We start from the raw sequence: 14,861 nt of genomic DNA, 5'->3' as shown, positions 1-14,861 counted from the left end.
CTGGCTCTTAGTACTAACTGTTATTACTGACCAGGGAGTGATGATAGTGGTCTGCGCCAGGAAAGGCTAGGAGCGTATAATTAGCTGGCCTGCTCATCCGCTGAGAAGGCCGAGCCACTCAGGGCTTACTCTTCTTCGTCCCAGTCATCTTCAATGGCGCGTTGGAGTCGACGTTCTTCCAGCCACGCTTCTACTTGGCGTCGTGCGCGTAAGCTGTCAGATTTACTGGGTTTGCTTTTGCCGTAATGGTCATCATTGACGGCGTCTAAACTATCGAACTCGTCTGAGTCGAGTGTTTCGTTGCCTAAGGTTTCATGACTTAGGGTTTCACGATTTAGGGGATCACGGCTCATGTGATGTCCTCCAACCCAGCCGGCGTGCCGGCGTAACAACGGCTTCACACGAGTACATGTGGGGTCAAAAACACATGCTATCCGCAAAGTGAAGCGCCTAGCGCAGTTCAAGCGCCTTGCCGCTATATAACGCCAGTTGGGATGAAGTTCAAGCTTTATAGTTTTTTTTAGCGAGAAAGTTAATAATTAGCTATTTTCTCGCTGCTGTTGTAACGCTGCCAGTGCAAGCTGTGCTTCTACACGCTCCGTCACATCTTTTTGCACGCCAATGTAATACATCAGCTTGTCTGCTTCGTCATAGACAGGCGTAATGGATAGCTCGTTCCAAAACATGGTGCCGTCTTTGCGGTAATTACGCAGTACTTCTCGGGACGGGTGGCCATCTTTAAGCGCATCTCGAATAGCGGCTAGCGCGTCCTGGTCGCGGTCTTCGTTTTGTAAGAAGCGGCAATCGCGATACAAAATTTCATCCGCACTGTAGCCCGTCAAGCGCTCAAAGCCTTTGTTGACGTAGATGAGGATATTTTCATCCCCCTCCTGCTCGGCTACGACTATGCCGTCTTCCGATGCGTCAACAATACGTTCAAGCAGCTCCGGGCTGATCAAAGGGGATCGTTTCATCAAGTGGTTCCTGTTGCAGCTCCAAGTCCTTTCCATGGTTCACAGCCGTTTGTTCACCTGTGAACCGGCGGAATGTCCAATCACTTATTATAGGCAGCATAGCAAATGCGCCAACGCATCACTGCTATCTGGCTCTATCATGGCGAGCGTTGCCATGCATTGCAATCGTGAACGCTATGCTAGTGTAGGTAGAGTTCTCGATTGCACCCTTGAATACATGTGGTTACCGTTGGCACGTCACTCGACCTCAGGTAATTGGTGGGCACTAAGTATGGCTCCCACGGCGGTAGCCGCTAGGATCAGGAGTAATGTGCCGCTACCAAACCACTGCGCAAAGGCGCCAATAAGGCCACCTACAATCAACATTAAGACGCCGGTTAAAGTATTCGATAGGGCCACGTAAAGCGCACGGTTATCTTGGCTTGCCATATCGACCAGATAGGTTTTACGTCCTAAGCGTACGCCGTGGTGAACAATGACGAGTAATGCATAAACTGCCGCATAGGGCCATATACTGTGTGTCCACTCGCCGGGTAACCAAGCTAAGCTAGCGCCCATTACGCAGCAAATAGTGGTACCCAATGCGGCGTCGCGCATAACGCCGCGACTCGACTGATCTGAGCGTTTCCCCCAGATCGGGCTGGCTACCATTGCGGCTAGGCCCGATACCACAATGAGTATGCCCAGGCCTCCCAGGTCGGTGCCGCTTTGGTTTTGCCCTAGCAGGGCGATGTAGGGCAGGGCGAGTGCACTTGAGAGCAGCAGCGCCCTGGCAAGGTTGAAGTGTAAAAACGTACGGTCATCTTTTAATAGCGACAGTCCCTGTTTAATACTGTCCCAGGCGTTTTCACCGCCTTCTACAGCCCCTGGGGTTTCTTCGATGCGCGCGGCGGCTATGGCATTTATTAGCCACCCGCAGGCGGCTATGGTCAGCAGTATCGCTACCACTAAATGGCCGGGGCGGCTTTCAAACAGCATTAGTAGCCCTCCAGCGACCAGCGTTGCACCACCTGCAATACTACCGCTCCAGCCCATTAACGTGCCGCGGCGGCGTTTGGCAATGGTTTTCCCCAGCACATCTTTTGTGGCAATCGAGGATAAACCTCGTGCCAACGAGAGCAGAATTAGCGCTGCAAGCACTAACGCGCCACCCAAGGTGCCGTTGGCGAATAACGCCAATGCGGCAAGCGCTAAGGCAGCGAATGCTTGGGTCAGCGCGCCGGCCACCCACACCCATTTTCGCCTGGGCTTTAAACGAATAAAACCAGCCACAAAAATTTGCGGTAGCAGGGCACCTGACTCTCGGATGGGTACAAGCAGGCCTACCATCCAGATGGGGGCGCCAATAATGCCCATCAGCCAGGGTAAAACCAAACGCGCGCTGGATAGCTCGTCAGCCAGCTTATTGCCTAAAGAGGCCCATATATGAAGAAAAAAATTTCGTGGTTGTTCGTCGCAGGCGCTTTCAGGTATGTCGTCGCACATGCGGCTATCGTCATCGCCCGTTAGCCACTCATACAAGCGAGTTTGTGAAACGTTACTTTCGGCCATCGGGGCTCCTTGTTAGTCGACCTATCTCAAGCGGCCTATCTCAAGCTATCTCAAAATGACAGAATATCTTTTTAGGATGCCATATTAACTTGCCTTGGAGATCAGGGATGTCACGTATTCAAATCCGTTATTGTACTCAATGCCAGTGGCTGCTGCGCAGTGGTTGGTATGCACAGGAATTGCTCTCAACTTTTGGCGAGGGGGTAAGCGAGGTAGCGTTAGCTCCTTCTCATGGCGGTACGTTCGAGATCTGGTGTGATGATGTGCTGTTGTGGGAGCGTAAGCGTGATGGTGGTTTTCCGGATATCAAGCTTCTCAAGCAGCGTGTGCGAGATCAACTGGAACCTGGGCGAGATTTAGGGCATATCGATAGGTGAGATGGCCTGCATGGTAGGCGTTGTGCATTGGTAGCCAAAATAGCTGTATCACCAGCCTCTAAGCCTGGTGGGATAAGGCGTGCTAGGAATTTGGTGAAATGTGTACTTTTGTACATTAATATTTCAATTCGTATATTTATTTTTCCTAACCACTTGATTGATTAGGCTGTGTAAGATAAAAGTATTAAAAATGAGGACGACGGTATCGAGTCAGCCCTTAATTACCAGGATGGTACGAGTGTGAATGATTCGCTTAATTGCCGTTGTCATAGCAGCTACCCCTGGTTTTTAGGATGAAAAAAATGCGTAAAGATAATGACATTGAGGCGTTGAAACGCCAGTCATCCAGCGAATTTGACTATCAAAATTTCTCGACAGATAAAAGAAGTTCTGGCAACAAACATCGCTGGAAGCTTCTTGAAGGTGTTGCTAACTGTTCACCTGGGGGGAGGAAGTCGCATGTAAGGAAATCAGGTGAGTTCTCCCCTGCAGATGCCCCCGATTCTGAAGAAACTCCGAGACTGATTCCACAAGCATCTGCTCCTAAGCAAGAGAAAACTGTCCCTGTTTCACACATCAATGGCCAAGCGCGTGAATATAGGATCGAGGAGAGCTCTCGGACTATCCCAGTGCCACCTAGTGAGAGAGGCGTGGGGGCTTCTAAACCAGTTCTTCGAACATCTTCGCCTGATAAAACGTCAACGAGCCAACCTGCTTCTTTTGGAAACCTTTTCAAAGGCTATACCGAGAACAGCCAAGACGTTGAAAATTCTCCTCAAACATCTTTAAAAGCGCTGCTAAGGCAAATTGACTCATGACACTGATTTGTATGACATCTCCGAAAGGCGGGGTCGGTAAAACGACGCTAACAGCCAATCTGGCCTATACATTTCAACGTCAGGGTAAGCATGTCACCGTCATCGATTTTGACAGTCAAGATGCACTCAAATTGCACTTTGGTCTGTCATTCGATGACACCGATGGCGTCGTTACTGAAGGGCCACAGTACTCCAGTTGGGATAACCTAATCGTAACAACTGATAGTGGTATTGACTTATTGCCCTATGGGCGAACCAACCGCAAAGAACGGCTTAATTTCGAGAAGTATTTGGCAGATTCCAGACAGTTAGAGGAAGCGCTACGTCCCTATTACCAAGGTGAAGATAGAGTACTACTGGTTGATTTGCCACCAGGCCACTCGGTATCACTTGACGCTATCTCAAGATTGCAGCCTATTTTTGTAACGGTATTAATGGCAGATAGTTCATCCGTTGCAGTATTACCGACCATCGAAAATGGTGATTTTTTCCCTGTTGAGGTAGAAAGCGATATTTACTTTGTGGTTAACCAGTTGGATCTGCGTCAACGTTTAAGTGTTGACGTCTATGATTTGCTGAAGAGCCGATTAGGGCCTCTCTTGTTAGGTGCTATTCATCGAGATGCCGCCGTACCTGAGGCGCTTGCAGCTCAAACCTCTATTTTCCAGCACGCGTATTCGTCGTCGGTTGTCAGCGATTTAGAGCAGATTGTGGACAACCTGGCAAGAGTAACGCTAAACGCGGATGCACGTTTTAGCAGCCCAGAAAGGAGCATTTAAGATGAAAGGTGCTTTTTACAAACTCTGGGTTGGCTTTTTTGTTCTTCTTTATAGCGTTGTTTTTATTATCGTCATCGCCACACCTATGAGCCTAGCTAATCAATGGGTATTTGGTGGTGTCACCGTTTTGCTACTTATTTGCATGGGGCAAACGACTTCAAGGCGCGTGCGTTTGGCAATGGTACTGCTGACTGCCATTACCTCAACACGGTATATGTACTGGCGTGTCACTGAAACGCTTGTAACTGAAGGAATAGCGGAAACAATTTTTAGTACAGGTTTGTTAGCAGCAGAGTGTTATGCATGGCTGGTTTTAATTATCAGCTTCTTCCAAGTGGTAAGGCCTTTTGAAAGGAAGATTGTTCCATTGCCGGACGATACTTCTCTTTGGCCCACTGTTGACGTCTATATACCCACATACAACGAAAGTATGGAGGTGGTGAGAGACACCGTATTAGCGGCACAAAACCTTGATTACCCGAGTGACAAGCTAAATGTTTACCTGTTAGACGACGGCAAAAGGGCGGAATTCGGAGCATTTGCTTCACGAGCAGGTGTCGGCTATATAACACGCGATGACAATAAACATGCTAAAGCAGGCAATTTGAATAATGCGCTTAAGAAAACAAAGGGCGAATTAATTTGCATTTTTGACTGCGACCATGTCACCACCAGGGTGTTTTTACAAGCAACAGTAGGTGCTTTTTTAGATGATAAGGATTTAGCTCTTATCCAGACGCCTCACCATTTTTATTCTCCTGACCCTTTTGAGCGAAACTTGGTTAGTGGGCGTGATGTGCCTCATGAAGGCAACCTCTTTTATGGTGCAGTACAGAAAGGCAATGATTATTGGAACGCCACTTTCTTCTGTGGTTCCTGTGCGGTTATTCGCCGAACTGCGCTGGAGCAAACCGAGGGGTTTGCAGTAGAAACAGTCACCGAGGATGCTCATACTGCTTTAAAACTACAGCGTAAAGGTTGGTCTACGGCTTATTTAGGCATTCCGATGGCTGCGGGCTTGGCAACCGAACGGCTATCACTGCACATCGTACAGAGGGCGCGTTGGGCCAGAGGCATGACGCAAATAATGCGGATGGACAATCCCTTGCTCGGTAGTGGGCTTACCTTCGCTCAGCGTTTATGTTATCTGAACGCCATGCTCCATTTTCAGTTTCCTCTAGCACGCTTTGTTTTTTTGACTGCACCATTAGCTTACCTGCTATTTGGACTCGATATAATTGAAGCCTCGCCCCAAGCAGTAGCAGCTTATGTGGCTCCGCACTTGTTTGGTGTTGTGTATACCAATGCTAAGCTTGTAGGTCGTTACCGCTATACCTTTTGGAATGAAATTTATGAAACAGTGCTTACGTTTCATCTGCTTAAGCCTACTCTGGTAACGCTGTTTGACCCAAAACGAGGTAAATTTGACGTAACTGATAAGGGTGGCAAGCTTGACCATAGTTTCTTTGACTTTAATGTGCTCAAACCGCACCTCTTTGTTTTAGCTCTACTCCTGGCTGGCGTTATATGGGGTACCATTCGTCTGTTTTGGTTTAACACGGACGATGAGCAACTAAGTGTGCTGTTGTTTAACGTAATATGGGCCTCTTTCAGTGCTCTCTTTTTATTGGCCGCAGTTGCCGTAGGGAGCGAGCAAAAGCAAGTCAGGGAGTATGTTCGAATCGATCTGAAGCGACCTGCTGTGATCCATTTGGAGGGTGAATATACCTTTAGTACTTCAACTCAGAATCTCTCGATGGGAGGTATTCAAGTTGAAACACCTACCGACCTTCCTGCTGATCTCAATATTGATTATATAGAAATGTCTTTCGATAATCGGCCAATGCTTTTTCCGGTTGACTTGATAATGCGTGACAAAAAGTATATCCGCCTACAGTTCCGTGACTTAGGGAAGCTCTGAAAAAGTCACTGCCATCAGTGATAATACGGCTATCGTCAACTGCATAGGATTCAGTGCTGCCATGGATCAAATCACCTTCTCCGAAGCCGAGTACCAGAACAAGAAGAGAAAGACTCGCCGCGAACTCTTTCTGGAGCGGATGGACAAGCTGATCCCCTGGACGCAGCTGGAGAAGAAGATAGCCCGTTATTACCCCAAGGGCGAGAGCGGGCGGCCTCCGTATCCATTGTCTGCCATGCTCCGCGTCCATTGCATGCAGTTGTTTTACAACCTGAGCGATCCGGCCATGGAAGACGCCCTCTACGAGATCGAGTCCATGCGCCAATTCGCCGGTTTGAAACTAGACCGATTGCCGGACGAAACCACGATTCTCAAGTTTCGCCATTTTCTGGAACACCACGGCCTTGGCAAGGTGCTGTTCCAGGAAGTGAACAACCACCTAGAGAAAAATGGCCTGATGCTGCGCGAAGGGAGCATTGTCGATGCCACTATCATCTCTGCGCCTAGTTCCACCAAAAACAAAAAAGGCGAGCGCGATCCGGAAATGCACCAGACTAAAAAAGGTAGCTCTTGGCACTTTGGCATGAAAATGCATATAGGTGTCGACGATAAGCTTGGGTTGATTCACAGCATCGAGACCACGGCTGCCAATGTCCATGACATTGTGCCTGCCGATAAGCTCCTTCACGGTGAAGAGCAACGCGTCTTCGGTGATGCCGGTTACCTGGGTATTCAAAAACGCGACGAGCACAAGCACCGCAACGATATCTCTTGGTATATTGCCAAACGGCCTGGCACCCGCAAGAAGCTAGATGCCAGGCGACAGAAAGTCGAAAACATCAAAGCCAGTATCCGTGCCAAGGTGGAGCACCCCTTTCGGTACATCAAACAAGTTTTTGGTTATGGCAAGGCTCGCTATCGTGGACTGGCCAAAAACACTCAGCGCCTGCACTTGCTGGCGGCGTTCAGCAACCTGCTGATCAGTGAGAAATACCTATGGGAATAAGGCGATTGCGCTCCTTTCCCGCTCAATGAGCGGGAAAGGAGCAAAAATACACAAAGAAAGGGAGAAGAGTGTCTGAATTTTCGATTTTTTGTCGGCTCAAGTAAGCGTTGATGAATATCGGCAGTTATTCAGACCTTCCTTAGATGTAAGTCAAAGGAGAGAGCTAGTTAGATTAGTGATGGGTAGAGCCGATGCGTGGTTAGAAAAAAGAGAGGTTCCTGTTGACAAACCTATTCGCTCAATTATTACCGTAGTGCGAGCTGTTGCTGGCTTATTCTTTAAGCGTTGGAAAGAAAAAACGCTATTTAGTGGTGGCAGTAGCCAACCCTCTCCTTCGGTTAAAAACACTAGTGGCGAAACGACGGCAGTAGCCACAACGAAAGGTACATGGCTGTGGCGAGCACTTTTCGTCTCCTTGCTTGTAGTGGCGATAATTTCTAGCCAGCGAGCTTGGAGTCAAACCCCTGAAGAAAGCAGTTTATCTCTTTCTAACCAAGTCATTGATTCTGAAAAGGGGGCTGAGCAACAGAGGGAGAATAGTAGTCTGCCAAATTCTTTTCTTTCTGAGGCTCTGCCGTCAGTTAGGTTAAATCCAGCGGGTGGATTAAATTTTGATAGCGAAGGTTCGTTTGGACTTGAGTCTCGCGAGCATGTTTTTCCTTTGCGTCACTCTATGTCAGATAATGGCGAAGAAGACCCGGTTAGGGTTCAGGGAAGTGGATCGCAAGTGGGGCTGGATTTTTCGATTAGTAGCAGTGAAGTTGTCACCGATGCGACTCTAAATTTATCAATTCAGTATTCAGATGCCATGCTGGAGGGAGTTAGCCGATTAGATGTTTCTCTTAATGGGGTAGTGATTGATACAATTTCACTGGATCGTTTCAATGCGGATGGTTATGTGGCTGAAATAGAGGTGCCGCCTGAGCAAATCGTAACTTACAACACATTATTATTGAGTCTTGTCGGCCAAACATTATCGCAATGCAATAATGTTCTCAGCGAAGACATATGGGTAGAGATCGAGCCAGAATCTTCACTAAGCGTTAACACGCAAGTACTGCCCCCCATTATCGACCTTTCACGATTCCCAGCTCCTTTTTTTGATGATGCTGATATGGAACGATTACACCTACCCTTTGTGATGCCTGAGACCCCCTCCGAGCCTCTTTTGGCTGCAGCCGGTACAGTGGCTTCACAATTTGGTGTGCTTGCAGATTTTCGCGGCGCGGATTTCCCTGTTCATCATAATCAGCTTCCAGATAGCCATGCTGTTGTGATGGGAACCATAGAGCAGATGCCGTTAGGACTGATACTTCCCGAAGGTATCACGGGATCCACTGTATTGCAGATGCAGCATCCAGAAAATCCTCTCTACCGATTGCTGGTGATAACAGGCCGTAATGACTTGGAGGTAAGAACTTCCTCCCGCTACATAACGCAACGCTATGAAAGCTTGAGTGGACAGCGGATAAGAGCCGAAGAGTTATCTATACCCCCTCGTCAATCTTTCGATGCGCCTAAGTGGCAGTCATTGGATGAGCCCATTTATCTTGAACGGCTTGTGGACGAAGGTACGATGGTCGGTGAGGGCATTCGGCCTTCCCCGCAAAATTATAGCTTCCGCTTGCCGCCGCTTTTCGTGTGGGCAGGGGACGATGTCAATCTGCAAGTGAATTACCAATTTCCCGAGGGTGAATGGCTTGATATTGATAATTCCCGCTTAGAAGTCAGTTTAAACGATCAATACATCGAGGGGTTGCCCGTTGAGAAAAATTCCATTGCTTGGGATCTATGGAAGCTGCTGGGAAATGATATTCGCCAGGAGGAAGCCATTCTGGATATTCCCCAAGAGCAGCTTTATGGCAACAATCAACTGAGCTTTTACTTCAACATGGCGGTCCATACGCCTGATGAAGGATGTGATCTTGGCCTGCCTGAACGCATTGAAACACGCATTATGCCCAACTCACATATTGATCTGCGAGAAGCAAAAAAATTCGCCGCATTACCTGAACTCTCATACTGGGTAAGTGCTGGTTACCCATTTACGCAATGGGCTGATTTATCGCAAACATCTTTACTTCTACCTGAAGTGCCGCAGGCAAATGAGATAAGCGCAGCGCTTGGTCTTGTGGGGCGAATGGCGAATGCGACAGGGTATCCAAGCTACGGACTTGATATCCGCAAGGGATTGAACATGAGTAGCGCCTTGATAGATCGCGATCTTCTCGTGGTGGCGCGCGCAGATCACATTGAGCAAAGTGCGCTGAATGAACTGATGGATCCGTTTGCAATTGTTGATGAAACAATAAGTATTGAACCCTCAAATCTATGGCAACGCTTGAAAATATGGGCGAAAGCCGATGTTTCTACCGAGTCGGGCCGAGCGCGTGATGAATTACCCAGTCAGGCGCCCGAACAGGCGTTGCTGGCAACTCGTTCACCACTTAATGACGGTCGCAGTCTGATTTTGGCAACAGGCTTTAGCGATCAGGGCATTCAGCAGTTGACGAGCATCATTGATCAACCAGAAATCAGCCGTCAAACCGTTGGCGATCTAGTCACCATTGATCAGCAGCAGAGCGTTGAAGCCTACCGAGTTGCAGAACGAGATATACGCGGCAACATTAGTTGGAATCGTTTAGTTCGCTGGTATGCGGGGCAATATATTATCCCCGTATTATTACTGATGGTCATCGTCGTGTTGCTTACGGCTGTTGTGCTTCATGGCACATTGAATCGTCGAGAAAAATGGCGCACTCATCGCAAGTGATAAAAGAAAGGGCAGGGGAACCTCCATGCATAATTTATTAAGTACGCTTGCATCAGCAAAGTATAAAAAAAGAGTATTGATTAGTGCATTAGCATGTAGTTTTCCGGGGGGGCTGCTGCTGGCCCAAGAGAACACGTCGAGTGCTTTGGAAGCGCTTTTAAATCAAGCTGACTATTGGCAAGAGAACCAACGCCCTGATCTCGCGAGAGATGCTCTGGAACGCTATCTTGATGGTCGTCCAGATCACCCAGAAGTGCTCTATCGGCTAGCAAGACAAGCGCTGATTAATGATGACGTTGAAGATGCCCAAGAGTGGATTAACCGGCTAGAGCAACTCAATGCAGATGACCCGCGTCTAGCTGACTTAAGGCGTATGGAGCGTGGGCAAAATTTGGATAGTTCGCAGCTTGAGCGGGCCCGACAGCTCGCCCGGAACAATCAGTATCAGGAAGCAGCTACAATTTATCGTGCTCTCTTTGGTGGCCAAACACCTACTCGAGAGTTAGCGGTTGAATACTACCAAACCCTTGCTGGCGCAGGAGATGCTGGCTGGCGGGAAGCCCGCGCTGGACTACAACAGTTTAACGATGATTACGCTGATGATCATGAAATAGAGCTAGCTTTAGGTGAGGTCTTAACTTATCGAGAAGGAACCCGCCGGGAGGGAATCGAAACGTTAGCACGCTTGGCACAAAGCAGTGACTCCAGTGTGGCAGGCCCTGCCCAAGAGGCGTGGAAGCAAGCGTTGATCTGGCTTAGTGCTACGCCAGCTGATGAGCAGCTCTATCAAGCTTATCTAGATAGATTTCCGCAGGATACCAGTGTGGCGGAGCGTTTTGATGAGGCAACTACGCAAACTCGCCGTGGGGCGGGTTATATTGCAATGGAGTCGAACAACACTCGCGATGCTGAGGCCGCATTTCAAGCTGCTTTGGAAGAGGATCCCGACGATGCAGAGGCGAAAGCAGGCTTGGGCATTCTGAGGCTTCGACAACAGCGATTTAATGAAGCACGCACTTTACTGCAAGAAGCCATGGATGAAGCCCCTAGCCGCCGTGATGAATGGATGCCTGCTTTTCAAAATGCCTCTTTCTACGCGCGTTTGACGGAAGCACGTCGTCTAGCCGATGCAAACAACCTTGAGCGTGCGCTATCGCAGGTTCGGCCGTTAACCCAACAAGGTGGTGATGCAGGGCGTTCTGCGCGACTTTTAGAAGCCGATATTTTAAAGCGCCAGCGTCGGCTAGATGCTGCGGAACAAGCATATCGCCGTATTCTTAGTGATTGGAACAACAATGCAGATGCACGTCTAGGACTTGCTCAAGTATTGGCTGAAAAAGGCGATTGGGAAGAGGCGCAGCAGATTGCGCAAAACTTGCCTGCTAGTATGCGCGAACAACTAACAGGCGTAGCCTCAGGACAAGTTAATGAATTACGCAATCGAGCGCAGAATGGCGATGCCTTTGAAGCAGAGACGGCCCTTCGGCAAGCTATTGAATTAGTACCTGGTGATCCTTGGGCTCGCCTTGATTTGGCACGCTTGCTTAAAACCCAGGGCCAAGACGAAGATGCACGCCAAGTAATCTCGGTGTTGGATCGCCCTACCGCTTCAGCCGAACAGCGCTATGCTTATGCCCTGTATGCCTCTGAGAGCGATCAATGGGACGAGGTTCAGCGGACGCTATCCGTCATACCGACCGATGAACTGACCGAACCCATGCGCATTCTGCGTCAGCAGGCTCGCCTACAGCAACCGCTTCAACAGGCAATAGCACAAATAGAGCGGGGCAATCGAGCGGCAGGGATTAATACACTTGAGCGCTTGTACGCCAGTGATAGTGACCTTAATCCACGTCAAGTCGGCCAAATTGCAAGCATGCTCAGTGATGCCGGAGAAACCCGTGAAGCAGCACGCTGGGTAGACAGAGACTTGAGGCAAGGATTCAACCCTGAGTATGCCAGTGCTTACTTAACCCACTCTTTAGTATTAGCTCAAGACGAACGCCCTGCTGAAGCACGTCAATTATTGGATCGCATTAATCAGCAAGCTGATGTTTCTCTATCTAGGGACGACCTAACAAGTGTCGAAACGGGTATCGCAGTCATCGAAGCGGATAGTTTGCGCCGCAGTGGCCAGCTAGCCAGCGCTTACGAAGCTTTGGCCGCTCCTCTACGAGAAAATCCTGATGATGAGGGGCTCCTGCTCGCTATGGGTAGGCTATATGCCGATGGGCAGCGCTATTCCCAAGCCGAGCAAATCTACACTTACGCATTAACGCGCCACCCAGAGAGTGACAGCGCGCTCCAGGGGGCGGTGCAAACGACACTTTCCTCTGGTCGCCCCAAAAAAGCTCAGCAATTACTTGATCGCTATATGACGGGCACAGATACGCCAGAGAAATTGCTGCTGCAGGCGCAGGTTGCAAGAAGCAACGGCGATTCTAACCGGGCACTGGCGCTGCTCACAGAGGCGCGTCAATCCCTTGGAAGTAGCGGAGGGGCGCTGGCTCTATCGTCATCCAATCCATTTGAGGATCGTGCTCGTGGCCGCCAATCAGAGCTTAATGGTCGGCCCAGTTGGCTACCAGGGGGGAGTGGGAGTTACAGCGCTGGTAGCGAAAGAGCAGTGGCGAGTACGCCTAGCGTGAGACAGCAAATCGATAATTTAGCCAGAGAAATTCGCTATGAGCGTGCACCACGTTTAACTGGCGAGTTTGCCTTTAATTTCCGGGATGGTGAGAGTGGTCTTAGCGAACAGAATCGAGTGGAAGCACCGGTGAGTTTCTCTGCTGCTCCGTTTGGCGAAGGGCGTTTTGAAGTGACAATAACGCCGACTTCCATCGATGCAGGTACCCCCTCTGGTAATAGCGTCCAGCGCTTCGGCCGAAGCGCACTAGCCGAAAGTGCAGGAACTTTAAATCAGTCACTGAATGAACTTAGCCCAATTTTGGATCAAATCCAATCGACGGTTACAACCTTTTTTACTGCTCAGGATCGCCTAGCAACAGCACAAGCGAATCCAGACATTCCTGAGTCTGAAATAGCGCGCCTCACCGCTGAGCTTGAAGCGGCCGAGTCAAATTACACCTCGGCGCTGGAGAGAAACCCTGTCTACGAGGCGGGCCTACGTATCGAAGACCTCACCCAAGCTCAGCGCGATGTGTTTGTAGCTTACCTAGGTGAGCAAGGCGTGGATTTTGATAATCTGGCGTTGAATGGAGAATCGGCGGACAGCTTTGCTAATAGTCGTGAGTTGATTGAAACTTCACTCGCAGGGATTCAATCGCGTCTTCAAAGTGCGTCGCGAGTAGCGCGGCCTGGCAGTCAGCGTGAGTCAGGTGCCGCTCTAGCATTAGGATACCAACACGGCGATGTGAAAATTGATGTAGGCAGTACTCCGTTAGGCTTTGATGAAACGAATATTGTTGGTGGAATCAACTGGACTCCCAATATCACAGAGAATACTTCGTTGTCATTGACTGCTGAAAGGAGAGCCGTTAAAGACAGCGTTCTTTCCTACGCTGGTGCTTATGATGCCCAAACAGGTGATACCTGGGGTGGGGTCGTCAGTACGGGGGGACGGCTGGGTATCAACTACGACACCTCTAATGGTGGGCTCTACGCTAATGCAGGTATGTACGAGTATACGGGGGATAACGTGGCTGATAATACCGCATACGATCTATCCCTTGGCGGTTACCTGCGTCCGATCAATAATGAGCGGCGTCAATTGCAAACTGGCGTTAACGTAACCGCGATGGCCTATGATAAAGATTTAAGTCACTTCACCTATGGCCATGGGGGGTACTTCAGTCCTCAGGACTACGTGAGTATCTCCTTCCCTTTGCGCTATCAAGAGAATGTCTCTGAAGATCTATCCTGGGCAGCCCAGGTATCACCCGGTTACCAAAGCTATAGCACCGATGATATTGACTACTTTCCAACCGATCCAGCCTCTCAAGAGCTGTTAGATATTTTCTCAACACTTGGCGCAACCCCCGAATCACGTTACTCAGGTGAAAGTGTGAGTGGGGCGGGTGTATCCGTATCAGGTGAAGTGAAATACAACATGACACCCGAACTGTCGTTAGGTGGACGGGTAGGCTTCAACAGTTTTGGAGACTATAAAGATACGTCCGCTGCGATGTTTATGAATTATACCTTTGGAGGTGGTAGTGACTAACCCAAACGTCGATACACAAACGTACCTTGCCTACTACACGCAAGATCACTGTAGTCCACAGTGGCAGCGTTTTTTAACTCTCATGTTCGATGAGCTATTGACCCAAGCTGACCACGAAGGGGCCACAGGCTTTTTACGCCACATCGGCAGTCGTTTAGCGGCGGAATGGCCTCTTGGCGAATACGACACCCTTGAAGCATTAGAGCGTTCGGTTAATGATGCTCTAAGACAGCTAGATTGGGGGTGGGTAGCCATAAGGCCACAGGATAATCACTTAGTCATTCAGCATTATGCTTTTCCGATCCCCAGTACATCAGAAACCTCATTGGAGCAAAGCTTTCAAGCCGTTTCTGCTGTGTTAGAAGGCGTATATTCGACGTGGATCAACGAGCAGGGAGGAAGTGAAAAAACGCCGTTGCGGTGTGTTGATACAAACGTCACACTACGCTCGTTGACCTTCCATTATGGTCGGTAATATC

At 49.2% G+C, this 14,861-nt stretch carries 11 protein-coding genes; 8 read left to right on the top strand and 3 right to left on the bottom strand.

Annotation, left to right across the window (positions count from 1 at the left end):
• Window positions 1-125: 125 nt before the first annotated feature.
• The 3 genes from SR894_RS13115 to SR894_RS13105 all read right to left on the bottom strand — a co-directional run bounded on the left by SR894_RS13115 (window position 126) and on the right by SR894_RS13105 (window position 2,525).
• Complete coding sequence (locus SR894_RS13115) at window positions 126-353, bottom strand: PA3496 family putative envelope integrity protein (RefSeq protein ID WP_133730205.1); 228 nt, start codon at window positions 351-353, stop codon at window positions 126-128.
• A gap of 186 nt (window positions 354-539) precedes the next feature.
• The gene (locus SR894_RS13110) at window positions 540-974 is read right to left on the bottom strand and encodes a PAS domain S-box protein (protein WP_133730206.1); all 435 of its coding nucleotides are present in this window, start codon (window positions 972-974) and stop codon (window positions 540-542) included.
• Window positions 975-1,211: 237 nt separating this feature from the next.
• The gene (locus SR894_RS13105; RefSeq protein WP_133730207.1) at window positions 1,212-2,525 is read right to left on the bottom strand and encodes an MFS transporter; all 1,314 of its coding nucleotides are present in this window, start codon (window positions 2,523-2,525) and stop codon (window positions 1,212-1,214) included.
• Window positions 2,526-2,632: 107 nt separating this feature from the next.
• Between SR894_RS13105 and SR894_RS13100 the strand changes: the two genes are divergently transcribed.
• The 8 genes from SR894_RS13100 (at window position 2,633) to bcsD (ending at window position 14,857) form a co-directional block, all read left to right on the top strand.
• Window positions 2,633-2,902, top strand: a complete 270-nt coding sequence (locus tag SR894_RS13100) for an Rdx family protein (RefSeq protein WP_133730208.1) — start codon at window positions 2,633-2,635, stop codon at window positions 2,900-2,902.
• 302 nt (window positions 2,903-3,204) lie between these two features.
• Window positions 3,205-3,720, top strand: a complete 516-nt coding sequence (locus SR894_RS13095; RefSeq protein ID WP_223288861.1) for a cellulose biosynthesis BcsR family protein — start codon at window positions 3,205-3,207, stop codon at window positions 3,718-3,720.
• Entirely contained in the window at window positions 3,717-4,499 is a 783-nt protein-coding gene (gene bcsQ, locus SR894_RS13090; protein ID WP_133732816.1) for a cellulose biosynthesis protein BcsQ, read from the top strand. Before SR894_RS13095 ends, bcsQ begins: the two co-directional genes overlap by 4 nt.
• 1 nt (window position 4,500) lies before the next feature.
• Complete coding sequence (gene bcsA / locus SR894_RS13085; RefSeq protein WP_223288860.1) at window positions 4,501-6,420, top strand: UDP-forming cellulose synthase catalytic subunit; 1,920 nt, start codon at window positions 4,501-4,503, stop codon at window positions 6,418-6,420.
• 61 nt (window positions 6,421-6,481) lie between these two features.
• Window positions 6,482-7,426, top strand: a complete 945-nt coding sequence (locus SR894_RS13080; RefSeq protein WP_153844212.1) for an IS5 family transposase — start codon at window positions 6,482-6,484, stop codon at window positions 7,424-7,426.
• Window positions 7,427-7,604: 178 nt separating this feature from the next.
• Window positions 7,605-10,199 (top strand): cellulose biosynthesis cyclic di-GMP-binding regulatory protein BcsB, encoded by a 2,595-nt coding sequence (locus tag SR894_RS13075; RefSeq protein WP_223288770.1) that lies wholly within the window; start codon window positions 7,605-7,607, stop codon window positions 10,197-10,199.
• Window positions 10,200-10,224: 25 nt separating this feature from the next.
• On the top strand, window positions 10,225-14,382 hold the full coding sequence (locus tag SR894_RS13070; RefSeq protein ID WP_133732814.1) for a cellulose biosynthesis protein BcsC: 4,158 nt from the start codon (window positions 10,225-10,227) through the stop codon (window positions 14,380-14,382).
• Entirely contained in the window at window positions 14,375-14,857 is a 483-nt protein-coding gene (gene bcsD, locus SR894_RS13065) for a cellulose biosynthesis protein BcsD (RefSeq protein ID WP_133732813.1), read from the top strand. Before SR894_RS13070 ends, bcsD begins: the two co-directional genes overlap by 8 nt.
• Window positions 14,858-14,861: the final 4 nt, after the last annotated feature.

Source organism: Vreelandella neptunia (assembly GCF_034479615.1).
GTDB lineage: Bacteria > Pseudomonadota > Gammaproteobacteria > Pseudomonadales > Halomonadaceae > Vreelandella > Vreelandella neptunia.
The sequence above is the reverse complement of the archived record's forward strand: the minus strand, read 5'-3'. Positions and strand labels throughout refer to the sequence as shown.

Coding starts and splice junctions, on each gene's coding strand:
- SR894_RS13115 (WP_133730205.1), bottom strand. CDS start 353: ATGAGCCGTGATCCCCTAAATCGTGAAACCCTAAGTCATGAAACCTTA.
- SR894_RS13110 (WP_133730206.1), bottom strand. CDS start 974: ATGAAACGATCCCCTTTGATCAGCCCGGAGCTGCTTGAACGTATTGTT.
- SR894_RS13105 (WP_133730207.1), bottom strand. CDS start 2,525: ATGGCCGAAAGTAACGTTTCACAAACTCGCTTGTATGAGTGGCTAACG.
- SR894_RS13100 (WP_133730208.1), top strand. CDS start 2,633: ATGTCACGTATTCAAATCCGTTATTGTACTCAATGCCAGTGGCTGCTG.
- SR894_RS13095 (WP_223288861.1), top strand. CDS start 3,205: ATGCGTAAAGATAATGACATTGAGGCGTTGAAACGCCAGTCATCCAGC.
- bcsQ (WP_133732816.1), top strand. CDS start 3,717: ATGACACTGATTTGTATGACATCTCCGAAAGGCGGGGTCGGTAAAACG.
- bcsA (WP_223288860.1), top strand. CDS start 4,501: ATGAAAGGTGCTTTTTACAAACTCTGGGTTGGCTTTTTTGTTCTTCTT.
- SR894_RS13080 (WP_153844212.1), top strand. CDS start 6,482: ATGGATCAAATCACCTTCTCCGAAGCCGAGTACCAGAACAAGAAGAGA.
- SR894_RS13075 (WP_223288770.1), top strand. CDS start 7,605: ATGGGTAGAGCCGATGCGTGGTTAGAAAAAAGAGAGGTTCCTGTTGAC.
- SR894_RS13070 (WP_133732814.1), top strand. CDS start 10,225: ATGCATAATTTATTAAGTACGCTTGCATCAGCAAAGTATAAAAAAAGA.